Consider the following 22,648-nt stretch of genomic DNA (forward strand, 5'->3'; position numbering starts at 1 on the left):
TTATCTCCGGTTCGGGTTGAAGGTGGCGGGCAGCGCGGCCCAGCACGCGTCGTAAGCAGGTTGCAGTTGCGGGCACTCCAGGGCGAACTGGGTCGGGCGCAGCACTTGGCTGGTCTCGAACATGAACGCCATGGTGTTATCGATCTTGTGCGGCGCCAGGTCGGCGTTGATGGCCTTGGTGCAGGTCTCGCCATCCGGGCCGTGGGCGCTCATGCAACTGTGCAGCGATGCGCCGCCCGGCAGGAAGCCTTCGGCCTTGGCGTCGTAGGCGCCCTGGATCAGGCCCATGTATTCGTTCATCAGGTTGCGGTGGAACCACGGCGGACGGAAGGTGTTCTCGGCCACCATCCAGCGTGGCGGGAAGATCACGAAGTCGAGGTTGGCCAGGCCGTGCACGCTGGTAGGTGAGGTCAAAACCGTGAAGATCGACGGGTCCGGGTGATCGAAACTCACCGTGCCGATGGTATTGAAACGGCGCAGGTCATATTTATACGGCACGTTGTTACCGTGCCAGGCGACCACGTTGAGCGGTGAGTGGTCCAGCTCGCAGCCCCACAGCTCACCGAGGAATTTCTGTACCAGCGTGGTCGGTTGCTTGAGGTCTTCGTAGTGGGCAACCGGCGTAAGAAAGTCGCGCGGGTTGGCCAGTCCGTTGCTGCCAATAGGGCCCAGGTCGGGCAGGCGCAGCGGGGCGCCGTGGTTCTCAGCGACGTAACCGCGTGCTTGCGTGTCCAGCAGTTCGACACGGAACTTGAGACCACGGGGCAGCACCACGATTTCCAGCGGCTCGACGTCAAGCACACCCAACTCGGTGGCGATGCGCAGGCGGCCCTGCTCGGGGACGATCAGCAGTTCGCCGTCGGCATTGAAGAACACGCGCTCCATGGAGCGGTTGGCGCGGTAGTTATAGATGCTGATGCCCGAAGGTTTCTCTGCCCCCGCATTGGCGACCATGCCCACCAGGCCGTCAATAAAGTCCGTCGGCTCACTCGGGATATCCAGCGGGTTCCAGCGCAAGCGGTTCGGCGTTACCGCGCCCAGAGGGCCACCGGCCAATTGCCGCGCAAGCTTGGCGAATGCCGGGTGGTTGGCCGACGGCTGGATGCGGTACAGCCAGGTGCGACGGGCTTCGCTGCGAGCCATGGTGAAGGCGGTGCCGGAAAACAGCTCGGTATAGAGCCCGTAAGGGGCTTTTTGCGGCGAGTTCTGGCCGACCGGCAGCGCGCCGGGCAAGGCTTCGCTGGCGAATTCATTGCCGAAGCCCGACAGGTATTCGAGGTTCATGGATCGTCCTCTAAGGGTCAGTTGTATTTATCGTAATCCAGTTACGCATAACGTAATTTGATCACTCTCGACCGTCAAGCTATAAAGACGCCCATTCATCTCTCGGATTCTCGCCCTTCCATGGAAAAGCCCCGCGACACCGGTAAACAGAAAGTCCGCTCGGCGGAAGTCGGCACCGATATCCTCAAGGCCCTGGCCGAACTGTCCCCGGCCACCTCGTTGTCACGCCTGGCCGAACATGTGCAGATGCCGGCGAGCAAGGTGCACCGCTATTTGCAGGCCCTGATCGCTTCGGGTTTTGCCGAACAGAACAGCGCCACCAACCATTACGGCCTGGGCCGCGAAGCGTTGCGTGTAGGGTTGGCGGCGCTGGGCAGCCTGGATGTGTTGAAGGTCGGCGCCCTGCCCCTGGCCGAGCTGCGCGATGAATTGAATGAAACCTGCTTTTTGGCAGTGTGGGGCAACCAGGGCGCGACGGTGGTGCACATCGAGCCAGCGGTGCGTGCCGTCACCGTGGTGACGCAATTGGGCTCGGTATTACCGCTGCTCAGCTCGTCCACCGGGCTGGTGTTCAGCGCCTACCTGCCGTCGCGGGAAACCGTGGAACTGCGCGAGCGCGAGGTTCAAGCCGGCACCGCCCACACCTTGGCGGACGATCAGGCCTATGCCAGCGTGTGCGAGCAAATCCGCAGCCGCGGCCTGCACTTTGTGCATGGGCTGCTGATGCCTGGCGTGGATGCATTATCAGCGCCGGTGTTCAATGCGGTCGGGCACGTTGCGGCGGTGATGACCGTGGTCGGCCCGACCTCACTGTTCCATGCCGATGAAGATGGCCCGGCGGCGCAGCGCTTGCTGGCGGCGACCCGGGCCGTGAGTTGGCGCATGGGCTATCAGCCCTGAATCAGTCTTCGCTGCGGGACAGGGCCGCAGCGACGCGGTTTTCCACGGCTTTTACCTGTGCGCCGGCGACCACGTAGTTGTTGGTCAACATCGCGAACACCAGCTTGCGCCCGTGAGCATCGGTGATGTAACCACTCAATGACGACACGCCGGCCATGGAGCCGGTCTTGGCATGCAGGTTATTTTCCGCCGGGGTGCCGCGCAGGCGGTAACCCAGGCTGCCGCCGGTCATGCGGTCGGCATTGCCGGCAACCGGCAGCGCGTTGTACCAGGCGTCGAACCACGGCTGTTTGCTGGCCGCCAGCAGCAGGTCGGTGAGGGTTTGCGACGACACCAGGTTACGCCGCGACAGGCCGGAGCCGTCCACTTGGCTCAAAGCGCTGGTGTCCAGCCCCTGGCGCTTGAGAAAGCCGGCCACCGCCACGGCGCCCGCCGCTGCCGTGCCATTGTTGGCCGTCTGGCGACCCATGGCCTTGAGCAAGGCTTCGGACATGGCGTTGTTCGAGAGCTTGAGCAGCGGCACGATCAGTTCCTGCAACGGCGCCGATTGGTGTTCAGCCAGCACCGCTACCCCAGCAGGACTCGCCCCGCCCATCACCCGATGCCCCAGCACCTTGATGCCCTGCTGCGCCAAGGCTTGCTCAAACAGGTTGGCCACCAGTTGCGTCGGCTCCCACACGCTGATCAATTGCTGGCTCTGCCGGCCCGGCGCCACCGCGCCGCTGAGCTGCAGCAGGTTGGTGCCATGGCGACGGTTGATCCCATAACTGTTACCCGGCCCGCTGACGGCGCGGTTATTCAGTTGCAGGTAATCGGTGGGCGGGTAGATCTCCACGCCGACCGGCGAGCCGACGCGCAACGGCGCCTTGGCGGTGACCAGCACGCTGCCGGCATCAAAGTCGGTATTGGGCGCCACGGTCAACGCTGAAATCTGCGCGCCGTAGTAAGTGGTTTCATCATCATGGGACCAGTCCACGCCCAGCCGCTCGGCATCGAACCAGGTGTCGTCGAACACCAGGTCACCCTGCACCTGGCGCACGCCCTGGCTGGCCAATTGCGCGGCCAGCGCCTGGTAGTCGGCAAACTGAATACTCGGGTCGCCCAAGCCACGCAGGTACAGGTTGCCAGTCAGCCGGTTGCCCTGGCGTATGCCATTGCTCAGCAGTTGGGTGGCGAAGCGGTAGTGCGGCCCCAACACATCCATGGCCGCCGCCGTGGTCAACAGCTTGAGGTTGGACGCGGGCACCAGCCGGGTGCGTGGGTTGTGCTGATACAGCGTGGTGCCTGTGCGGGCGTCACGTACCATCAGCGAGACCGTGGCGCCTTGCAGCGCCGGGTCGCTCAACAGCTTATCCAGGGTTGCCGGGGTGGAGGTTTGGGAGACGCTGGCGCAGCCGCCCAATAAAAAACTCAAGCCGACCAGCAGGGTGCTGGTGTGAAACCATTTTCCAAAGTGCATCAGTAGCGTTTTCCATAAGCCTGCAATGGCGGCAACGCTAACAGCTCGCTATCAATGTGGCGAGGGCACTGAATGCTCTCCGCTTTCCTGTGGGAGCTGGCTTGCCTGCGATGGCGGCCTGCCAGCCGACGCCTACTACCTGACACCCCACGGTCCCAATGTGGGAGCGGGCTTGCTCGCGAAGGCGGCCTGGCAGTCCACACAGTTGGACCGGGTACATATCCGTTATTTAGGCAACGGCCACTTAGGGTTCCGCCCTGACGGCGGCTCACTTTTGAAAAGCGCAAAAGTAAGCAAAACGCTCTTGCCCCACCACTCGGCACCTCGCTTAGGCTCGGTGTGCCCGTAATCCGTCAGTGATTTGGGGGGCCGCCGCCACGCGCCATCCATGGCGCGGGGCGGCTAAACCGGCATCCCTGCCGGTTTACCCCCCAAATCCCTGTCGAATTCCGGCCAGCGTGGTTTAACGGGGCGCCTAAGATCAAAAGCAGATCAAGATCAAGAGCGACTCGCTTCGCATCGTGGTTACCGTCGATAGCTTCAGAGTTGTTAAATCCCTATGACCATCGCAGGCAAGCCAGCTCCCACAGAAGAATGCCACCAACCCGGAATCAGAAGGTCAACGTGCTTGAGACCGACACCTGCCGCGCATCGCCAATGGACACGAACTGCGTGTTCACCGAAGAGGTGTAATAGGTGCGGTCGAACAGGTTCTTCACATTGAGCTGAAACTTGACCTTCTGCCCATCAAGTTGGGTGTCGTAGCTGGCAAATACATCCGCCACGGTATAGCTCGGCAGCTCAAAACTGTTGGCCGCATCCCCAGCGCGCTCGCCCACATAGCGCGCACCGGCGCCGACCCGTAGTTGATCGCCGCCCAGGATAGTGCCGAAGTCATACACCGCCGACAGCGAACCGGTGTTTTTCGCCACGTTCTGCAGGCGCTTGCCTTTGAGCGTCGGGTCGTCGGTGACCTCGGCATCGGTGTAGGCATAGCTGCCGATCAGGCTCCACTTGTCGGTCAATTGCCCGCTGGCATCCAGCTCCAGGCCACGGGAGCGCACCTTGCCCGCCACGCTGTAGACCGAGGTTAGCCCTTCGCCCACCTGTACGAGTACGTTGCGTTTGTCGATGTTGAACAAGGCCGCACTGGCGGTGATACGCCCCGGCAGGTCGAACTTGGTGCCCAGCTCCCAGGCCTTGGATTCTTCAGGGTCGAGGCTGCCATCCAGCACGGTTTTGTTGGCCAGCGGCGCGATGGTGGAGTTGGGTTTGAACGACTCGGTGTAGCTGCCGTAGAACGACAGTTCATCGGTGTAGCGGTACACCAGCCCGGCCCGCGGCACCCATTTCTGGCCGTTGCCATCGGTGTTGGCGGTGAACGGCACGCCTTTGCCGGCGTATTGATCGTACATTTGATAGCGTGCACCGCCGACCAGAATCCACTGGTCGTTGAGATGAATCGCATCCTGGAAGAACAGCGAGTCGCTGCGCAGCAGGTCCGTCTGGTTGCTGTCCGGCGCGCTGACGTTGGAGCCTGCCACTTCGTTGCCGTACACCGGGTTGTTGTAATTGAAGACACCGCGCGGTGCCTGGCGGATCAAGTCGGCGCGGTAGATCTTGCGGTACTCGTCGTCTAGGCCGAACACCAGGTCGTGTTGCATACCCGCCACATTCAGCTTGCCTTCAAGGCTTGCGGTTGCGAAACGGTCGGTGGTCAGCGCGCCCTGGGTGCCGTCCATGCTGCGGGTCAGGGTGCCGTTGGGGTTGACCTTGACCACCCGCACCTGGCTGGCGTCGTAGGTTTCGCGGTTCCAGCTGTAGCCGAAGTGGGCTTTCCAGTCGTCATTCAGGTCGTGGTCGACGGTCAGGCGATACAGGTCGGAGCGCCCTTCCATATTGTTGAACGGCTCATCCAGGCGGCGGGTCGCGGGGATGTTCAGCGGGTGGCGGGTCTTGGGGTCGATGGCAGTGCCACGGTCAAAGGGCGAGAGAAACTCGCGGTGTTCATAGGCGACAACCACCTGGGTGGTATCACCGTACCAGGCCAGGGACGGCGCCACCAGCGTCTCGCGGTGGGTACCGTAGTTGCGCCAGTAGTCTTCGTCTTCATGATCGACGATCAGACGATAGGCCAAGCCGCTGTCACCGAGGGGCCCGGTGGTGTCGAGGTTGCCGCCACTGCCGTTTTTGCCGCTGCCAAAGGTTGAACCACGCGCGGTCAGAGCCGTGGACTGTACCAGCTCAGGCTTTTTGCTGACGATATTGACCACGCCACCCGGGTCCTGGATGCCGTACAGCAACGATGACGGCCCCTTGAGCACTTCGACACGATCAGCGGTGGCGTTCAACGCCCGGCCCTGCACCACCGGCATGCCGTCTTTCATGATCGAGCCATTACGGTTGTCGCCAAAGCCACGCAGCATCACCGCGTCCTGGGTGCTGCCGAGGGTGTTGGACTGGGTAATACCACTGATATTGCCCAGGGCGTCATCCAGGTTACGCGGCTGTTGATCGCGCAATACTTGGGCGGGCACCACATTCACGGTTTGCGGGGTTTCCAGCAGCAAGCCACGGGAGCGCATCACCGAACTGGTGGGCGGTGGCTGGTAGCTGGTGCTGGCTTGGGTCAAGTCGATGCCGCTGATGGTGGTAGCGCCCAGATTGACCGCGCCATCGGTGGGCACCGGTTCCAGCGCCAGAGTACGGGCGTCGATCTGGCGAAAGGTGAAGCCGGAACGGCCCAGCAGACGTTGCAGGGCCTGGCTCGCGCTCATCTGCCCACTGACCGCCGGGGCGTTGATGCCGTAGGGCGCTTCATCGGTGTAGATCACACTGATCCCGGTAACCCGGCTGAAATCGCTCAACGCCTGGGGCAACGGCTTGGCCGCCAGGGCAAAATTGAACTGGGCGCTGTGCTGCTCCTGCGCCTGCGCCATCGCCAGGGGCAGCAAGGCCAACCCAGACACCGTGAATACCGAGGCTCCCAGCCACTGTTTGACCCAACCGCCCGCCGTCGATTTCATGCTGTGAGCACCCGTGTAGAAAACGCTGTTAATGCGAATTGATCGCAGTTTCATGCACTACACGGATGAGCCGACGATTTACCTCACCTCTGCTGGCAATTATTTTTTATTTACTGCATCTGGGTCCCACCGTTATCACAGCATAGGTATCTACATCACTTTCTGGGCTGTAGCAGCAGACAGTAACCACGATGCGAAGCGAGCCGCTCTTGATCTTGATCTGCTTTTGATCTTAGGCGCCCCGTCAAACCACGCTGGCCGTAATTCGACAGTGATTTGGGGGGTAAACCGGCAGGGATGCCGGTTTAGCCGCCCCGCGCCATGGATGGCGCGTGGCGGCGGCCCCCCAAATCACTGGCGGATTACGGGCACACCGAGCCTAAGCGAGGTGCCGAGTGGTGGGGCAAGAGCGCTTTGCTTACTTTCGCGCTTTTCGAAAGTGAGCCGCCGTCAGGGCGGAACCCTAAGTGGCCGTTACCTAAATAACGGATATGTACCCGGTCCAGCTGTGTTGACTGTTAGGCCGTCTTCGCAGGCAAGCCCGCTCCCACATTTGGATGGTGGTGTGTCAGGTAGATCAGTGTCGGCTGTCAGGCCGCCATCGCAGGCAAGCCAGCTCCCACACTGGCCACATAGTGCCTACAGAGGTGATTCGTTCACCCTTCAGGCAGCGATGCCCTGGATACGAAACCCCCAGCGCGGAAAATGCACATGCACCGTACCACCACGCTCATCCGTGCGACGCAGGATCAGCTCTTCACGCCCAGCGAACAGCAACTCCCCGGCCACCGGATCAACACCATAGTCGATAGCCGCAATGGTCACCTCCTGACCCACCTTAAAGCCGTTCAAATCCTCGAACACCTCATCCGGCAAAGGTGCCGGTGTAGCATTGCGGGCGATATCCAAAGCCTGCTCCGCGGTCATCTGACTGGCGGTTCCATGACCAAAACCCAGCACGCGCCCCAGCCAGGCCAGCACAGCCGGGTAAGCATCCACCAAAGGCGCGGTGACAGGCGTGGCCTTGAGGAACCACAGCGAGTGGGCCAAGGCAAAGTCGGCAATCGACGGCGCGCCGAACAGGAAGTCGCCGGACTCCCGCTGCAGCTGTTGCTCCAACCGCGCCATGATCGCCGGCCATTGGTGCTTGGCCAACTCAGCCGGGAGCTTGCTCGCCGTGCCGCCACTGAACAGCGCGGCGCGGTCAGCGATAAAGGCCTTGATGGCCTCGGGCGGTAACTTGCCAAAGCGCACCGCCACCGACTCGGGCTGGAACACCAGGCTGACGGCATGGGCGAACACCACGCTGTCGGCCCAGGTGGCGAAGGTCTGGGTGATCATTTCCTGGCCCAGCGGAAACAGGGCCGGCGAGGACTTTTCCTGCTCCAGACGGCGAGCGATCAGGGCGGTGTCGCAATAGATATCCGCTCCCACCTGCAGCACCGGAGTTTTGCGGTAACCGCCGGTCAAGGCCGTCAAGTCGGGCTTGGGCATCACCGGCGAGATGTGTACGGAATGCCAGGACAGGCCTTTAAAGCCCAGCAACAGCCGCGCTTTTTCCGCAAAGGGTGAGGTCGGGTAATGGTGCAGGATGAGCTCAGACATACGGGTTTCCGCTTGGCGAGTGAGCGAGCAGATTACCGCGCAAACGGTCCTGACTGCGTGATGGGAACCTATCAGTCAGAGTGATGAGCCATTTGCGGCCAGGCATTCCTTGGCGCTCTTCTTCAACTTTTTGATCAGGCGTTCCTGACGCAACGCCTCCCCCTTGCTCGCACACTGCTCGGTGTACACCAGCGCCACTGCCGGGCTGGACAGAAAAAACCGCGCGCCCTTGCCGCTTTGGTGCGAAGCGAACCGGCGTACCGGGTCGTTGCTGATGCCGCAATACAGCGCGCCATTGGCGGCGCGCACCAGGTAGACATACCAAGGCTTGGGTTCAGGCGTACTCACGGACAGGTTCGGCAAGGCAAAGGGGCGCGCAGTTTATCAACGACTGGCCTGGAATGCCTTCAGGCCTTTGTTCGCCTGGGCGCGCACGGCGTTGCGTACCAGCGGCGTCCAGCCCAACAGCAGGCCCTTGGTGCCCAACGCCTGGCGCGACCAGCGCCACAGGTCGAAGTGGTCGTGGTGCTCGCAGATCTTGCCGTCACGCAATACAAAGCGCGCCTGGATATCGTTGACCACCGTATTGCCGGTTGCACTGAACAGGTAGGTGGCTACCCAATGCGCACTGCCGGTGCGCTCGTCGCTGCGCACTTGGTCGAAGGTCAACGAAAAATCCTTGGCACGGGTGGTGAGCATGCGCCACATGTCCCCTGCGTCACGGCCTCGCAGTTCTCCAAAGGCCGGGTCGCTGAACACCACGTCATCGCTGTAGCAGGCGACCATGGCCTCGGCATCCAGACGCTGGAAGGCGCTGTAGAACTGGCTGATCAGGGCATTATGGGCATCACTCATGGGCAGGCTCCGCAGGCGTCAAAAGAGTAGGCGCACGATAAGCCGCCCAGGCCGTCATGGCTACTGTCATTCGCCACGCAAATAAGCGCGCTACGGCGCTATCCCGGTACTGCGGGCATAGGCGAACAAGTCAACGTCGGTGGAAATACTCAGGCGCTGCATCGCCGTGCTTTTTTGCTTGCTGATGGTGGAGATGCTGCGGTTGACCTGGGCTGCAATCTGGCTGACGGTCATGCCGCTGGCCAGCATGCGCACCACTTCGCGTTCCTTGCCGGACAACTGCGGCTCCTGGGATTGATCGCCAGTGCCGGCTTCCACCAGTTGTACCCGCAGGCATTCACTGGCGAAGGTCTGGCCAGCACACACCGCCTTGATCGCCAAGGGCAACTCCTTGGCCGAAGCACTTTTGGCGACCACTGCCCTGGCGCCGTGGGCAAAGGCTGCGCGTAACGTGGCGACGTTGGCGAACATGGTGACCAGTACCACCGGCAACTGCGGATACTGGCGCTGCAACAGGCCCAACAAGCAGTAGCCATCGGCCTGCTGGCCGCCTGGCATGGCGAAGTCCGTGACCAGTACGTCGCACGGCGTGCGACTGAGCACGTCGAGTAACTGATCGGGACCGTCGGCCTCACCGACCACTTTGCACTTGCCATTCGCCTCGATCACAACTTTCTGTCCGACCCGGACAATAGGATGATCGTCAGCAATAATTACTCGAAGCATAGGCACCCACGAATGATGGCAACTTGAATCCGCGCAAAATACCTCTGCCTGCGATCATCAACAACTGCTAACAAAGAGGCGCTTGCGGCCGAACCCAATGTTCAGTAGTGGCTGTTTTTTGGACTACAACACAATAGGAAAATACCTACAGCCAAACTTAGACCAACGACCAGGTAAAACGCTCTGCAACAGCATTCTTCACAACTCAGACAGATACTCCAGATAAGCGCACAGCCGTGCTTCAAACACTTCCAGTTGCGCCTTGTGCGTAGCGACACCCTTGTCCTGGACCTGTTCGATCAAGCTCACGGCACTGGATTCCAACCCCGTGCCGCCCAGAAATACCAGGCTGCCCACCAGCCGATGCAGACGCTCGGCGGTCAATGGCGCGTTCAACGTCACACGGGCATGACGTAACACCCGCTGGTCTTCCCAGGCCTCCATCAACAGGGTTTCCAGCATTTGGTCGACGACCAGGTCGCTACCAAACGTGGTCACAAGCGTGGCACGGGTGGGCCAGTTCGCCACCGCAGCAGCAGCGTATGGCTCGACAGAACGGCCTTCCCCGTCTGGTAACCAGCGCACCAGCACGGCGTGCAGTTGTTCAAGGGTCAGGGGTTTGAGCAGCCAGGCATCCATGCCGGCCTTGCAGCAACGTTGGGGGCTGTCGTTTTGCAGGTTGGCGGTCAAGGCAATGATGGGCACCCGCTTCAACCCGTGCTTGCGCTCATGCTGGCGAATCGCACGGGCCATGCTGTAACCGTCCATGAAGGGCATCCGGCAATCACTGATCACCAGGTCGAAGGGCCGGTTGGTAAAGGCGTCCAATCCCATAAAGCCATCGGTGGCCAACGCGTGTCCGAGCCCCAGTTTTTGCAACAACCAACCCAGCAACAGGCGATAGGCTGAATGATCCTCCACGACCAGAACATTCAAGTCCTGCCAATGAGGCGGGGGAGAAAAAGGCGGTTTGACTGTCCGGCTCGCTCCTGCGGTTGAACCTCCTGGCGAACCCATCAGTACCTCTTCGTGGTGATTAATTCGGCAGCCATCCAGGGCACTGATACAGCAATGCCAGGCGCACCCTTTTGATTGTTATCGGCTTTCAACCTATAACCTTTTGAATGGCCTTACGCCGATACAACAACTACGAAAAACGCCGCGAAAATCTACCGTCCCGCACCGCGTTTACAGCCCAACCCGCCAATGTCGTATTAGTTGTATTTCCCCCTCAAAGCCCCCTCGCTAAATTGTGCCCACCCCAAAAGAGGGACGGCTTGCCACTTCCCGGCAACGCAAAAAAACAGTGAGAACGCCACCACGCCAACCACTCGCCCACACAGGGCCGAGCGCTGACCTGTACGCGTCTCTATCTGCCAGACTGCAATGGAACAATTGGAAATGAAAACCCCTGTATCCCTGTTGAGCAGTGCCCTGCTGCTCACCATGACATCCTCGGTGTTTGCCGCCAGCAGCGTCGACCTGAGTGTCAAAGGGTTGATCACGCCCAGCGCTTGTACACCAAGCCTGCCAGGTGATATCGACTTCGGAAAAATCGCGGCAAAAGACCTGAATATCGACACCGGTACCTTGCTTGAACGCAAGACCGTGCCACTGAGCGTGAACTGCGATGCAGCAACGCTGTTTGCCATCCAGCCCATCGACAATCGAGCCGGCTCTGCGGTTAACAGGTTTTACTTTGGCCTGGGCATGACCAACGAAAACCAGAAGCTGGGGCGGTATCTGCTGGCGTTCACCAACCCGGTGGCCGAAACCCCCTCCACCCTGTTGGCCATGTACAACGCTGACGGGTTCTGGGTGACGCTGCTGTCTGACGAAGTCATTGGCCCCCACGTACTGGTGGCGCTGGGCAGTCGGGGCGACAGCGGTTGGGCGCCTCACCCTATCAAGGACGCGGTCATGGATGTCACGCTCGAAGCGACGATTAACCCCGCAAAAGACCTGACATTGACCGACGAAGTCGCGATCGACGGTTCCGCGACCTTTGAAGTCAAGTACCTGTAAATGGACGCCTCCCACATGAAAACCTGCATGCCCCTGCTGGGCGGTGCCCTGCTGCTCGCCCTGTCCAACGCCGTGTGCGCCGCCAGCAGCGTAGACCTGACCGTCAAGGGCCTGATCACGCCCAGCGCCTGTGCGCCCAGCCTTTCCAGCGGCGGCCTCGTCGACCACGGCAAAGTCGCAGCCAAGGATTTGAAGCCCGACCACTGGACAATGCTGGACAACCACACCCTGCAACTGGCGATTACCTGTGATGCGCCAACCCTGTTGGCTCTAAAGGGCATCGATAATATCGGTAACGCGTTTGACTCACGAAACAGCTATGGCTTGGAGTTGGTCGGCGACAAGAAATTGGGCGAATACCTACTGACGCTAAGTAATGCTATGGCTGACGGCGCGGTGATCTCCACGATTGAATCTGTGGATAACGGTCTCACCTGGCATGAAAGTTACCCAGGTGACGCCTGGCCGGTTACCTCCCACGCTTCGTTTGGCGATCGCTCCTCCGGCAGTTGGGCACCCTCCCCGGTCCAGCAGGTCACGGCAGACCTGATGGTGCACACCCTCATCGCTCCCACTGCCGGCATGGACCTGAGCACAGAAGTGCCGATCAACGGCTCCGCCACCCTTGAAGTGAAATACCTGTAACCGCCAACCCACCCACAGGACGTGACCCATGGTTAGCCCCCTCACCACCCTCACCGCGACATTGTTGCTGATCGGCGCCGGCCCGGTATGGGCCGCCAGTAGCCAGGACTTGACGGTCAAAGGGGTCATCACCCCCAGCGCCTGCGCGCCCGTGGTCTCCGGCGGCGGCACCGTCGACTTCGGCAAGGTGTCGGTCAAAGACCTCAATGCCGACACCTACACCGACCTGCCCAGGGAAACCCTGCTGCTGAGTGTGCGTTGCGAAGGGCCGACCATTTTCACCCTGAACACCATCGACAACCGTGCGGGCACTGCCGCCAGCCACTTCAGCTGGCACGGCCTGGGCATGACGCCCAGCGATGAAAAAGTCGGCGATGCCGGGCTTGGCCTGTATAGCCCGGTGGCCGATGGCGTCCCGGTGCGCACCATCACCTCCCGGGATGGCGGCGTGACCTGGATCCCCTCGGTGATGCTCAGCCACACCTTGTTGACGGCCGTCGCCGACAGCGACGGCCTGGCGCCGATTGCGATCCAGGAACTGGACGCCGAAATACGCCTGATTACCCACATCGCCCCCGCCAGCAACCTGACGCTGACCGACGAAGTGCCCATCGACGGCCACGCCACTGTGCAAGTCAATTACCTCTAAGGAGCCTCCCGATGAAAACCCGATTGACCACCCTGGCCGCCAGCGCCCTGCTGCTCCACTCGGCCGCCACCTTCGCCGCCTCCAGCGTGGACCTGACCGTCAAGGGCCTGATCGTGCCCAGCGCCTGTACGCCGAGCCTGTCAGGTGGGGGCGTGATCGACCATGGCAAGATCTCCGCCAAGGATCTGAACCCGGACAACCCGACAGTTATCGGCAACCATACCCTGGTCATGGCGGTCAATTGCGACGCTGCGATCCAGTTCGCCGTGCACTCGATCGATAACCGCGCCTCTTCAGGTATCACGTCGAATTACGGCCTGGGCTTTGTCAACGATACCCAGAAATTGGGTGGATATAGCCTCACGCTTGCCAACCCGATTGCCGAGGATGGCGTAGTGGTGCAACCCATTGCATCGAACGACCAAGGCAATACCTGGTTTAAAGAAACGTTCTGGGATCCGGGCCTGTACATGTCGGTCGCCGCAATGGACGACGACAGCCAGCCGCTGGCGGTCAAAGACCTGACGGTCGATTTGCAGGTGCAGACCTTCATTATGGGCACTGCCGGCCTGGACCTCAGCAACGAAGTCACCATCGACGGCTCCGCCACCCTTGAAGTGAAGTACCTCTGACCCATGGCCGCCCCGTCCTTGAATAGTGGCAGGCATGGGCGGCGTCTGGCGTTGCCCGTGCTGATGGCATGGGGGCGAAATGTGGTCATGGTGCTTGGCCTGGCCGCGATGACCGATGCCCACGCAGCGTCGGCTGTCGACCTTACGGTTACCGGCCGGGTCACCCCGGACGCCTGCCATATCGAGCTGACCCATGACGGCACCGTCGATCACGGCAAGATTCCTGCTCACAGCCTCAACGCCGACGAGTTCACCGTGCTGCCCATCCAGACGCTCGACCTGCGTGTGCAGTGCGCCAGGCCCATGCTGTTTGCGTTGGTGGGCATTGACGAGCGCGCCGACTCCTCGTCGGCCCCGGCTTATTTCTACGGGCTGGGCAGGAATATCCACGTCCCCGAAGAGCGCCTGGGTTCTGTGGCGTTGGCCTATCGCAACGCGGTGGGCGATGCGCAGGCCATGCAGGTAATGGCGTCCAGCGACAACGGTGAAACCTGGTCCCAGGAGCCCAATGCCTACCCCCGCACGTACATGGCCTTTGCGCCAGTCGGCGACCGCCAACCGGACTTCATCGGCCAACTGACCGTCCAGCTTCAGGTGAGCACCGCCATCAACTTTTCCCAGTACCTGACCCTGGACCAGGAAGTCCCGCTCGACGGCGCCATCGTCCTGGACCTGCGCTACCTCTGACCGCCCCTCTTTATTGGCTAATGGAAACCCGTCATGACGACGACATTCTCAAACACCGCTGTCGGCCTGATTGCCTTGCTCTTGATGCTCGGCGACCAGGTTAAAGCCGACGGCATGGTCCCGGACACCTCCGTGGTGATCGTGCACGAGGCCGAAGGCGAAGCGGCCGTGTCGGTGACCAACACCGACAGCCAACTCGCCCTGTTGCATGTGACCTTGCAGGACATTCCGGAAGACACCGAACCGCTGCTGGTGGTGACACCGCCGCTGTCACGCGTCGAAGCGTCCAAATCCCAGCTGGTGCGTTTCATTCTGCAAAACCAGCAACCGTTACTGACCCAGCGGCTTAAACGCGCGGTGTTCGAAGGCATGCCCCAGGGCCGCGCCGCCACCGCCGCCGGGCATGCCCGCGTGGGCGTGACCGTGCGCCAGAACCTGCCGGTGATCGTGCACCCCAAGGGCCTGGCGCCCAACCGCACGCCCTGGACCGACCTGACCTGGACACTGCGCGACGGCCAGTTGCAGGTGCGCAACGACACGCCGTACGTGGTGCGTCTGGCGCAGGAGTTGTTACTGCTGCCAGGCGACGGCAAGGCCCTGCTGCCGCGTACGTATGTGCTGCCCGGCGAAGCCTTGAGCGTGCCGGCCAGCAGCAGCCAGGCCAAGACGGTCAGGCTGCAACCGGCCACGGTGTACGGGTTTGCGGTCAAGGCTTACGACGCACCGATCAGCTTCTGACCGAACACCCCAGGCGGCGTACCACCCTGCGCCGCCTGAGTAACGAAGTGACGGCTTATTGATCGTCACCAGAACGCCCGGCCCACAAGGCCTGTGCGTTCACTACTCGAGTACCTTGCGTGAAAACAGTATTGAGTTACCGTGACGGCGAAGCCGTGCCCGCTCCCTCTGCCAGCCCTGCCCTGGTGCTGGCGTTGCTGCTGTGTGCGCTCATACCGGCCAAGGTGTGCGCCGAAGTTTCCAGCCCGTCCAGCTTCGATGCCCAGACCTTGCAACAACGTGGTATCGACCCACAGCTGGCCAGCCTGTTGCTCTCCGCACCGCGTTACGCGGCCGGGCAACACACCGTCAACCTGCGCGTCAACGGCCAGCGCCGTGGCCGGCTGGCGGTGAACTTCGATCAGCAAGGCAAGCTGTGCTTTGACCGCGCCTTGCTGGACGCCGCCAATCTGCTGCCGCTCGGTGAAATCGAGGGCTGCGATGATTTTCTTGCGCGCTACCCGCAAACCCTTGTGGAGCCAGACCCGTCGACACTGACGGTGTCGCTGGTGGTGCCCACCGACGCCCTGCGCCCCGTGCAGCAGGATATCTCCGGCTACGAAACCGGCGGCTTTGCCGGGCTGCTCAACTACGACCTCAGCGGCTTCTACAACCGCTTCGGCGATGACGCCAGCCGGTTTGGCTCGGCCAATACCGAGGTGGGGTTCAATGCCGGCGACTGGAACGTGCGCAGCCGCCAAGTGCAGACCTGGCAGGATGGCCTGTCACGCAGCACCCACCTGGAAGCCTATGCCCAACGTACCTTCGCCAGCCACCAGACGGTGCTGCAAGCCGGGCAAATCAACCTGTACAACCCGGTGCTGTCCGGCGCGCAGATCACCGGCGTGCAAGTGCTCACCGAGCACGCCCTTCAAGAACAGGGCCAGGGCGCGCTGATCCAGGGCATCGCCAACAGCCCGGCCCAGGTAGAGGTTCGCCAGAACGGCGCGTTGATTCATTCCACCGTGGTGCCCGCCGGGCCCTTTACCCTCACCGATGTGCGTCGCTTGAACACCCGCTCGGACGTTGAAGTCACGGTCAAGGAAAGCGTCGGCGCTGAACGACGCTTCACCGTGCCAGCGGCCATGCTCGGGCTCGGGTTACCAGCCCCGGGTTACTCCGTGGCAGCGGGCCGAGTGCGTAATGTGGGCGATGCCAAAGGCGAGGATCCGTGGGTAGTCAGTGGCGGCTGGACCGGCACCTTGCACCCGCAATTGACCCTCGGCACGGGCGTGCTGGCGGCCAGTCAATACCGCTCGGTGGGCGCCAGCCTGGGCTGGTTGCCGTGGCTGGACAGTCAGATCCAACTGTCCACGCAAGTGTCCAACAGCCAGGCGCAAGAAAAAGTCTCCGGCGTACAGACCGATCTGTCGTGGTCCCAGCGCCTGGGTGAGCAGTGGTCGATCAGCGCCGCCAATTCCTGGCGCAGCATCGGCTATCGCGAACTTGAAGAAAGCACTTACGCGCGCGACGACAACAACCGGGATTCGCGCTACCGCGACCAGCAAAGCCTCAACCTGGGCTGGTCCCATCCACGTCTGGGAGCGTTCAGCGCCGGGGTTTCGCGCTCGGCCAATTTTGCCGGTGACAGCAGCAGCCGGGCGCTGGCCTCCTGGGGCACGAGCATCGGTGCGGTGTCGTTGTCGGCCAGCGCCGAATGGCAAATGGGCGGCGACCAGCAGCAGGACAACGCGGTGTACCTGAATATCAGCGTACCGCTGGGCGAGAGTCGTCGGCTGCGCAGCTGGGTGCGCAATTCCGGCGGCGAAAACCGCACCGGCCTGGGCCTCACCGAACAGATCGACGACCAACTCAGCTACCGCGTCAGCGCCGAACACGACAGCAGCGACCATCAAGTGGAAACCACCCTGGGCATCTCCGCGCTGCCACGCTACAGCCAGCTGGATGTCAGCTACAGCCGCTCCGACGCCGAGCGTTCCAGCTATCAAGGCGGTGCGCGCGGCGGTGTGGTGCTGCATGGCGACGGCGTGACCTTTTCCCCCTACCCGGTGCGCGACACCTTCGCGCTGGTGTCGGTCGGCGACATGAGCGGCATCAAGCTCAGCACCCCCAGCGGCCCGGTGTGGACCGACTGGCAAGGCCAGGCAGTGGTGCCGCAGGTCGCCGCCTACGGGCGCAGCCCGGTGGAAGTGCAAACGCGTTCATTGCCGCGCAATGCCGATATCAACAATGGCCTGGCCATGATTTCGGCCGGCCGTGGCGCCGTGGACCGCGTCGAGTTCGGTGTCGGCCTGACCCGCCGCCTGCTGCTCACCGTCAGCAACGACCAGGGCGCGCCGCTGCCGGCGGGTGCCTCGGTCAGCAGTGCCGACGGCGAGTTCATCACCCTGGTGCAGGAAGGCAGCCAGGTGTTTCTACCCAATGTGCTGGGCCAATCGACGCTGTGGATAACTACGCCCCAGGGCAGTCGTTGCCAATTGCGTTATTCGCTGCCGGAAAAAGCCGACCCCTCGGTGTACTTCGAAACGGCCCCCGCACGCTGTCACGCACCTTGAGGATTCCCGCCATGCCCCTTGCAAGCTGTTTGCGTCAACTGTGCCTGGGGCTGTTGGTCGGCGTCGCCGGCACAGCCCAGGCTTTTGAAGAATGCCAACTGAACGTCAGTGAACCCTTGCTGGATTTGAGCCTGATGAGCCGCCTGGCCCAGAACGACAGCGCACCGCAACGCCTGCTCGGCGAGCGTCGACTGAGTGTGACCGTCAGTTGCCCCCAGGCCGAAGACCTCAGCCTGTTCTACCGGGCGCAAGCTGCCAACCCACAGCGCTGGCAGTTTACCGAGCACGGCAGCTACGCCATTGAAGTCGGGAATGCGCTGCTCGACGGCCGCGCGGTGGAGCTGGGTGTGCTGCCCGCCGTGGGGCAGGCGCCCGTAGCCACCGGCAGCGTCATGCAATGGCGACCCGACCACGGCATCGCACCGGTGGAACGGGGCGTGGTGCTCAACGGAAAAACCCTGGCGCTGCAATTGACCCTGCGCGCCTGGGCCGACCCTGCCGCCACCCAAGTACGCGATGCGACCACCTGGGAAGTCGCCGGCATGTTGTACGGCGCGCGCCACGGGCGCTATCGGGAACTGACACTGCGCGCGCACTTCGCGCCTATCGCCTGCCTGCCGAGCTTGTCCGACCAAGGCGTGGTGGACTACGGCACCCTGTACGCCAAAGACCTCAACGCCAGCACTGAAACACCGCTGCCCACCCGCACCTTGCGCCTGAACGTGAGCTGCGACGCGCCCATCCGCTTCGCCCTGCGCATGAAGGACAACCGCGACGGTTCGGCCACGGGCGGCACCGATGAAACGGCCTATGGAGTGGACCTGGATGCCAGCCGCAACAAGATCGGGCGCTTTTATCTGACCATCGACCCGGCCGAATTCAGCGCCGATGCCCTCCCCACGCTGTACCGCACCGACTCCACCAGCAATGGCGTGGCGTGGAGCAGTTCCACCGCACGGCAGATCCCCATGGCGGCCAACAGCATCATGGGCTTTAGCGACAAAACCGGCGTTACCACAGGGCCAGTCGCCCTGCAGACCCTGACCGGCACGATGCGCATCAAGACGTACCTGGCGCCGATGCAAACCCTGGACTTGCGTGACGTGGTGCACATCAACGGTTCCGGCACGCTCGAAATCGTCTACCCCTGAGCCCCCTGTAAGGAGTCCCTCCCATGAAAACCCGCATCCTTTCCAGCCTGTTGTCACTGGCCTGCGCGCCCTCGGTGCTGGCCGCCTCGACGGTAGACCTGAGCGTCCACGGCCTGATCGTCCCCGCCGCCTGCATGCCGCAGCTTTCCAGCGGTGGCCTGATCGACTACGGCAAGGTTGCCCAGCAAGACCTGAACCTGGAGACCGCCACGCGCCTGCCCTTGAAGACGCTGCATGTCGGCATCGCCTGCAATGGCCCCGTCCGCTACGCCCTTCGCATGCGCGACAACCGCGACGGTTCGGCCATGGTCAACAGCGAGATTTACTACGGGCTGGGGTTTGATAGCAGCGGCAACCGCCTGGGGGTTTACTCCATGACCTTCGACCCGCGGCAAACCCAGGCCAGCAACACCGCGCAGGTCTATGGCACCGAGTCCACCACCGGTGGCCTGGCGTGGCGCACCTCCAATCTCAACCCCATCGATATTGGCTCGCGAAGCTACCTGGGCTTTACCGACGTGGAGGGCAGCGTCAGTGGGCCCACGGCCATCGGTACCCTGGGGGGCAATGTCACGGTGCAGACCGTGATCAATGCCCGCCAGAACCTGGACCTGAGCGTGGAAACCCCGCTCGATGGCTCGGCCACGCTGGAAGTGGTGTACCTCTAGACCTTCTCGCTGGTGACCTGCACATAGCGCGCACGCCCGGCACCCAGGCCGGCCACGATGGCACCCAGGCCGATCACGGCGAAGATCCAGCCAATGGCCGTCCAGCCGCCGGTCCAGTCATGCACCAGGCCGACCGCGAACGGGCCCATCGACGCCAGGGTGTACCCGATGCCCTGGGCCATGCTCGACAGGTTGGCCGCCACATGGGAATCGCGCGAGCGCAACACGATCAAGGTCAGTGCCAGGCTGAAGGTACCGCCCTGCCCCAGGCCGAGCAAAATCGCCCAACCCCACAGGCCCTCCAGCGGTGCATACAGGCAACCGAACAGCCCGCCGAGGGTCAGCAGCATCACCACCACAATCGCCAGGCGCTGGTCCTTGCCGCGCGTTGCCAGCCACGGTGCGGCCAGGGAGCTGAGCAGTTGCACGATGATCGAGCCCGACAGCGCCAACCCGGCTTCGGTCGCGCTCAGGCCACGGCCGATCAGGATCGACGGCAACCAGCCGAACACGATGTAGGCCAGAGACGATTGCAGACCCATGTACAGGGTGACCTGCCAGGCCAGGGGATCGCGCAATAAACCCTTTACACGATAGGCCACACGATGGGCTCCGTGCTTCTGCCCAATCTGGGGCAACCAGACCAGGGCCGCCACCAGGGCCGGCAGGATCCAGAAGCCCAGGCCGATTTTCCAACTGTCGCCAAAGGCGTGGCTCAGAGGTACGGAGGCGCCAGCCGCCATGGCGGCGCCCAAGCACAACGCCATGGTGTAAACACCGGTCATGGCCCCGGCCTGCCGGGCGAAATCGCGCTTGACGATACCCGGCAGCAACACGCCGATGATGCCAATGCTCGCCCCGGCAACCAGGCTACCGAGGAACAGCCCCACCTCACCGAACGAACTGCGCAGGATGATCCCGCCGGCCAGGGTCAGCAGGATACCGAGCACCACGCGCTCGGCGCCGAAACGTCGCGCCAGCATCGGCGCGGTGGGCGCGAACAGGCCCAGGCACAGCACCGGCAAGGTGGTCAGTAAACCGGCCTTGGCGGCAGACAAGCCCAAACTGCTCGAAACCTCTGACAGTAACGGCGACAGGCTCGACAAGGCCGGGCGAAGGTTCAAGGCCACCAACACCAGGCCCAGCAACAGCAGCCATGGCCGAACCACGCTCGGCGGCGCCTGCTGCACGCTGTCGTCGTCAGCTTCGGCGTCGATCAACAGTTCTTCGAGTTCGGTCTTGCGTGGGGCTTCAGGGTTCATTGATCAACTGCCGGCAGAGGGATTTGGCGCGGTCCGGGTCTTGTTGTTCCACCGCATCGAGCAGCGCTCCATGCAGGTCGAACACCGCCTGGCGTCGCGGTGAGCGGTTCAGGGTCTGGCGCAGTTGCGCGCCGACAATGGCGGAGAAATAGTGGTACAGCTCGCTCAAGGCCGGGTTGTGCGCCGCGTCCACCACGTGCTGGTGGAACGCCAGGTCGGCGCTGATATAGGCCTCCAGGTCACCGTGATACCGCTCGGCGCTGAGAGCGAGCGCCTTGCGCAATGCCGTAAGGTCCGCTTCGGTACGACGCAATGCCGCAAGGCCGATGGCCTCCACTTCCAGAATCTGACGCGTCTCCTGCGCTTGCTCCAGCGTGCAATGAGACAGCGCCCGCATCGTGCCCAGCGGATCGGTCATCGAGCGCAAATAGCTACCGTCGCCCTGGCGAATGTCGATCAAGCCCGAAAAGGCCAACACCCGCATGGCTTCACGCACGGTGTTCCGGCTGATCCCCAGCTCGGCGGACAACTCGGGCTCGGTGGGCAGGCGCTCGCCGATCGCCCATACGCCCTGAGAAATGCGCCGGCGCAGTTGCTCCAGGGCCTGGTCAACCAGGGAGCGTTTGATCAGCGGGGCGATGTCTGTCATGGGATTTGCGCTTTCGTCCAATCATAGGATGAATTTTCCTACAGGCTATTCGGAGTTGCCTACAAAGGCAACGCACTAGGGTTCTTAGGCAGGAAAAGGAGCAGTATTTTCGATTGAAAATTACCCTCAGAGGGTAATTATTGGACGCAGGTGTCTTATGGAAAAGTAGAAAACCTTATGGCGGCCCAAGCCTCCTGAACCATGCCGTGTAGGAGCGAGCTTGCTCGCGAAAAACGTCAACGAGAACGCGTGTTTCCTGATTGAACGCGGCGCCTGTGAGTTTCTCGCGAGCAAGCTCGCTCCTACAAAAATCCTTGACTGAACGGCATTAGGCTACCAGGCCGGGTTTATTTTTTAACGCTCCATCAATGCAGTATCTGGCTCAAGAACAACCGGGTCCGCTCATTCTGCGGGTTGTCAAAGAAGTCATTCGGCGCCGCCTGCTCGACGATCTCACCCTTGTCCATGAAGATCACGCGGTTGGCCACGGTGCGGGCAAAGCCCATTTCGTGGGTCACGCACAACATGGTCATGCCGTCTTCGGCCAGGCCGATCATGGTGTCCAGTACCTCTTTCACCATCTCCGGGTCCAGCGCCGACGTCGGCTCATCGAACAGCATGATTTTTGGCTTCATGCACAGCGCGCGAGCAATCGCCACGCGCTGTTGCTGGCCACCTGAAAGCTGACCCGGAAACTTGTGGGCCTGCTCCGGAATGCGCACGCGCTCCAGGTAATGCATGGCGATTTCCTCGGCCTTGCGCTTGGGCATCTTGCGCACCCACATCGGCGCCAGCGTGCAGTTTTGCAGGATGGTCAAATGCGGGAACAGGTTGAAGTGCTGGAACACCATGCCGACTTCACGGCGGATCGCTTCGATCTGCTTGAGGTCGTTGGTCAGCTCCACGCCATCGACCACGATGCGGCCTTGCTGGTGTTCTTCCAGGCGGTTGAGGCAGCGGATGGTGGTGGACTTGCCCGAGCCCGACGGGCCGCACAGCACGATGCGCTCGCCCTGCTTGACGTTGAGGTTGATGTCTTTCAACACGTGGAACTGGCCGTACCACTTGTTGACGCCCTGCATCTGGATAATGCCTTCAGGGCTCACAGGCTGTTTGATTGCTTCGCTCATCA

At 62.2% G+C, this 22,648-nt stretch carries 21 protein-coding genes; 10 read left to right on the top strand and 11 right to left on the bottom strand.

From position 1 onward, the window contains the following. The gene (gene hmgA, locus CRN80_RS02495; RefSeq protein ID WP_098949497.1) at positions 1-1,284 is read right to left on the bottom strand and encodes a homogentisate 1,2-dioxygenase; all 1,284 of its coding nucleotides are present in this window, start codon (positions 1,282-1,284) and stop codon (positions 1-3) included. 120 nt (positions 1,285-1,404) lie between these two features. Here hmgA and CRN80_RS02500 point away from each other — a divergent pair, with 120 nt between their 5' ends. Further along, entirely contained in the window at positions 1,405-2,184 is a 780-nt protein-coding gene (locus CRN80_RS02500; protein WP_098949498.1) for an IclR family transcriptional regulator, read from the top strand. A 1-nt stretch (position 2,185) separates the two neighbouring features. Here CRN80_RS02500 and dacB read toward each other — a convergent pair whose 3' ends face one another. The 7 genes from dacB to CRN80_RS02535 form a co-directional block, all read right to left on the bottom strand. Then, positions 2,186-3,643, bottom strand: a complete 1,458-nt coding sequence (dacB, locus tag CRN80_RS02505) for a D-alanyl-D-alanine carboxypeptidase/D-alanyl-D-alanine-endopeptidase (RefSeq protein ID WP_098949499.1) — start codon at positions 3,641-3,643, stop codon at positions 2,186-2,188. Positions 3,644-4,254: 611 nt separating this feature from the next. Then, positions 4,255-6,669, bottom strand: coding sequence for a TonB-dependent receptor (locus CRN80_RS02510; RefSeq protein WP_098949500.1), 2,415 nt, complete (start codon positions 6,667-6,669; stop codon positions 4,255-4,257). 663 nt (positions 6,670-7,332) lie between these two features. Beyond that, positions 7,333-8,274 (bottom strand): glutathione S-transferase family protein, encoded by a 942-nt coding sequence (locus CRN80_RS02515; protein WP_098949501.1) that lies wholly within the window; start codon positions 8,272-8,274, stop codon positions 7,333-7,335. A gap of 75 nt (positions 8,275-8,349) precedes the next feature. Next, positions 8,350-8,622 carry a GIY-YIG nuclease family protein gene (locus CRN80_RS02520; protein ID WP_032897605.1) on the bottom strand — a complete coding sequence of 91 codons (273 nt, stop codon included), beginning with the start codon at positions 8,620-8,622 and terminating at the stop codon, positions 8,350-8,352. A gap of 36 nt (positions 8,623-8,658) precedes the next feature. Next, entirely contained in the window at positions 8,659-9,129 is a 471-nt protein-coding gene (locus CRN80_RS02525) for a nuclear transport factor 2 family protein (protein ID WP_003188784.1), read from the bottom strand. Between the two features lie 90 nt (positions 9,130-9,219). Then, positions 9,220-9,855: a response regulator transcription factor gene (locus tag CRN80_RS02530; protein WP_032893444.1), complete on the bottom strand. Its 636-nt coding sequence runs from the start codon at positions 9,853-9,855 to the stop codon at positions 9,220-9,222. A 198-nt stretch (positions 9,856-10,053) separates the two neighbouring features. Further along, positions 10,054-10,872, bottom strand: coding sequence for a response regulator (locus CRN80_RS02535; RefSeq protein ID WP_098949502.1), 819 nt, complete (start codon positions 10,870-10,872; stop codon positions 10,054-10,056). 384 nt (positions 10,873-11,256) lie between these two features. Between CRN80_RS02535 and CRN80_RS02540 the strand changes: the two genes are divergently transcribed. The 9 genes from CRN80_RS02540 (at position 11,257) to CRN80_RS02580 (ending at position 19,605) form a co-directional block, all read left to right on the top strand. After that, positions 11,257-11,880: a DUF1120 domain-containing protein gene (locus tag CRN80_RS02540; RefSeq protein ID WP_032893448.1), complete on the top strand. Its 624-nt coding sequence runs from the start codon at positions 11,257-11,259 to the stop codon at positions 11,878-11,880. A gap of 15 nt (positions 11,881-11,895) precedes the next feature. Continuing rightward, a complete protein-coding gene (locus CRN80_RS02545) occupies positions 11,896-12,525 on the top strand; it encodes a DUF1120 domain-containing protein (protein WP_098949503.1) in 630 nt (209 codons plus the stop codon). Between the two features lie 28 nt (positions 12,526-12,553). Next, complete coding sequence (locus CRN80_RS02550; protein WP_098949504.1) at positions 12,554-13,174, top strand: DUF1120 domain-containing protein; 621 nt, start codon at positions 12,554-12,556, stop codon at positions 13,172-13,174. A gap of 11 nt (positions 13,175-13,185) precedes the next feature. Continuing rightward, entirely contained in the window at positions 13,186-13,806 is a 621-nt protein-coding gene (locus CRN80_RS02555; RefSeq protein WP_098949505.1) for a DUF1120 domain-containing protein, read from the top strand. Between the two features lie 3 nt (positions 13,807-13,809). Next, positions 13,810-14,493, top strand: coding sequence for a DUF1120 domain-containing protein (locus CRN80_RS02560; protein WP_098949506.1), 684 nt, complete (start codon positions 13,810-13,812; stop codon positions 14,491-14,493). 33 nt (positions 14,494-14,526) lie between these two features. Beyond that, positions 14,527-15,231, top strand: coding sequence for a fimbria/pilus chaperone family protein (locus tag CRN80_RS02565; RefSeq protein ID WP_044271993.1), 705 nt, complete (start codon positions 14,527-14,529; stop codon positions 15,229-15,231). A 119-nt stretch (positions 15,232-15,350) separates the two neighbouring features. Beyond that, positions 15,351-17,786 carry a fimbria/pilus outer membrane usher protein gene (locus CRN80_RS02570; protein ID WP_178081017.1) on the top strand — a complete coding sequence of 812 codons (2,436 nt, stop codon included), beginning with the start codon at positions 15,351-15,353 and terminating at the stop codon, positions 17,784-17,786. An 11-nt stretch (positions 17,787-17,797) separates the two neighbouring features. Beyond that, positions 17,798-18,937: a DUF1120 domain-containing protein gene (locus CRN80_RS02575; RefSeq protein WP_169918528.1), complete on the top strand. Its 1,140-nt coding sequence runs from the start codon at positions 17,798-17,800 to the stop codon at positions 18,935-18,937. Between the two features lie 23 nt (positions 18,938-18,960). Continuing rightward, positions 18,961-19,605: a DUF1120 domain-containing protein gene (locus CRN80_RS02580; RefSeq protein ID WP_032893461.1), complete on the top strand. Its 645-nt coding sequence runs from the start codon at positions 18,961-18,963 to the stop codon at positions 19,603-19,605. On the opposite strand, the gene CRN80_RS02585 is transcribed toward CRN80_RS02580, so the two are convergent. The 3 genes from CRN80_RS02585 to CRN80_RS02595 all read right to left on the bottom strand — a co-directional run bounded on the left by CRN80_RS02585 (position 19,602) and on the right by CRN80_RS02595 (position 22,646). After that, positions 19,602-20,867, bottom strand: coding sequence for a CynX/NimT family MFS transporter (locus tag CRN80_RS02585; RefSeq protein WP_098949508.1), 1,266 nt, complete (start codon positions 20,865-20,867; stop codon positions 19,602-19,604). The genes CRN80_RS02580 and CRN80_RS02585 overlap by 4 nt on opposite strands. Continuing rightward, complete coding sequence (locus CRN80_RS02590) at positions 20,857-21,516, bottom strand: FadR/GntR family transcriptional regulator (RefSeq protein WP_098949509.1); 660 nt, start codon at positions 21,514-21,516, stop codon at positions 20,857-20,859. Before CRN80_RS02590 ends, CRN80_RS02585 begins: the two co-directional genes overlap by 11 nt. Positions 21,517-21,881: 365 nt before the next feature. Further along, entirely contained in the window at positions 21,882-22,646 is a 765-nt protein-coding gene (locus CRN80_RS02595; protein WP_003188759.1) for an amino acid ABC transporter ATP-binding protein, read from the bottom strand. Between the last annotated feature and the right edge of the window lie 2 nt (positions 22,647-22,648).

The sequence above is a fragment of the Pseudomonas sp. FDAARGOS_380 genome, assembly GCF_002591235.1.
Lineage (GTDB): Bacteria > Pseudomonadota > Gammaproteobacteria > Pseudomonadales > Pseudomonadaceae > Aquipseudomonas > Aquipseudomonas salmasensis.

Bases quoted from the DNA above. Each gene is read 5' to 3' on its own strand.
- hmgA (WP_098949497.1), bottom strand. From the start codon at position 1,284: ATGAACCTCGAATACCTGTCGGGCTTCGGCAATGAATTCGCCAGCGAA.
- CRN80_RS02500 (WP_098949498.1), top strand. From the start codon at position 1,405: ATGGAAAAGCCCCGCGACACCGGTAAACAGAAAGTCCGCTCGGCGGAA.
- dacB (WP_098949499.1), bottom strand. From the start codon at position 3,643: ATGCACTTTGGAAAATGGTTTCACACCAGCACCCTGCTGGTCGGCTTG.
- CRN80_RS02510 (WP_098949500.1), bottom strand. From the start codon at position 6,669: ATGAAATCGACGGCGGGCGGTTGGGTCAAACAGTGGCTGGGAGCCTCG.
- CRN80_RS02515 (WP_098949501.1), bottom strand. From the start codon at position 8,274: ATGTCTGAGCTCATCCTGCACCATTACCCGACCTCACCCTTTGCGGAA.
- CRN80_RS02525 (WP_003188784.1), bottom strand. From the start codon at position 9,129: ATGAGTGATGCCCATAATGCCCTGATCAGCCAGTTCTACAGCGCCTTC.
- CRN80_RS02530 (WP_032893444.1), bottom strand. From the start codon at position 9,855: ATGCTTCGAGTAATTATTGCTGACGATCATCCTATTGTCCGGGTCGGA.
- CRN80_RS02535 (WP_098949502.1), bottom strand. From the start codon at position 10,872: ATGGGTTCGCCAGGAGGTTCAACCGCAGGAGCGAGCCGGACAGTCAAA.
- CRN80_RS02540 (WP_032893448.1), top strand. From the start codon at position 11,257: ATGAAAACCCCTGTATCCCTGTTGAGCAGTGCCCTGCTGCTCACCATG.
- CRN80_RS02545 (WP_098949503.1), top strand. From the start codon at position 11,896: ATGAAAACCTGCATGCCCCTGCTGGGCGGTGCCCTGCTGCTCGCCCTG.
- CRN80_RS02550 (WP_098949504.1), top strand. From the start codon at position 12,554: ATGGTTAGCCCCCTCACCACCCTCACCGCGACATTGTTGCTGATCGGC.
- CRN80_RS02555 (WP_098949505.1), top strand. From the start codon at position 13,186: ATGAAAACCCGATTGACCACCCTGGCCGCCAGCGCCCTGCTGCTCCAC.
- CRN80_RS02560 (WP_098949506.1), top strand. From the start codon at position 13,810: ATGGCCGCCCCGTCCTTGAATAGTGGCAGGCATGGGCGGCGTCTGGCG.
- CRN80_RS02565 (WP_044271993.1), top strand. From the start codon at position 14,527: ATGACGACGACATTCTCAAACACCGCTGTCGGCCTGATTGCCTTGCTC.
- CRN80_RS02575 (WP_169918528.1), top strand. From the start codon at position 17,798: ATGCCCCTTGCAAGCTGTTTGCGTCAACTGTGCCTGGGGCTGTTGGTC.
- CRN80_RS02580 (WP_032893461.1), top strand. From the start codon at position 18,961: ATGAAAACCCGCATCCTTTCCAGCCTGTTGTCACTGGCCTGCGCGCCC.
- CRN80_RS02585 (WP_098949508.1), bottom strand. From the start codon at position 20,867: ATGAACCCTGAAGCCCCACGCAAGACCGAACTCGAAGAACTGTTGATC.
- CRN80_RS02590 (WP_098949509.1), bottom strand. From the start codon at position 21,516: ATGACAGACATCGCCCCGCTGATCAAACGCTCCCTGGTTGACCAGGCC.
- CRN80_RS02595 (WP_003188759.1), bottom strand. From the start codon at position 22,646: ATGAGCGAAGCAATCAAACAGCCTGTGAGCCCTGAAGGCATTATCCAG.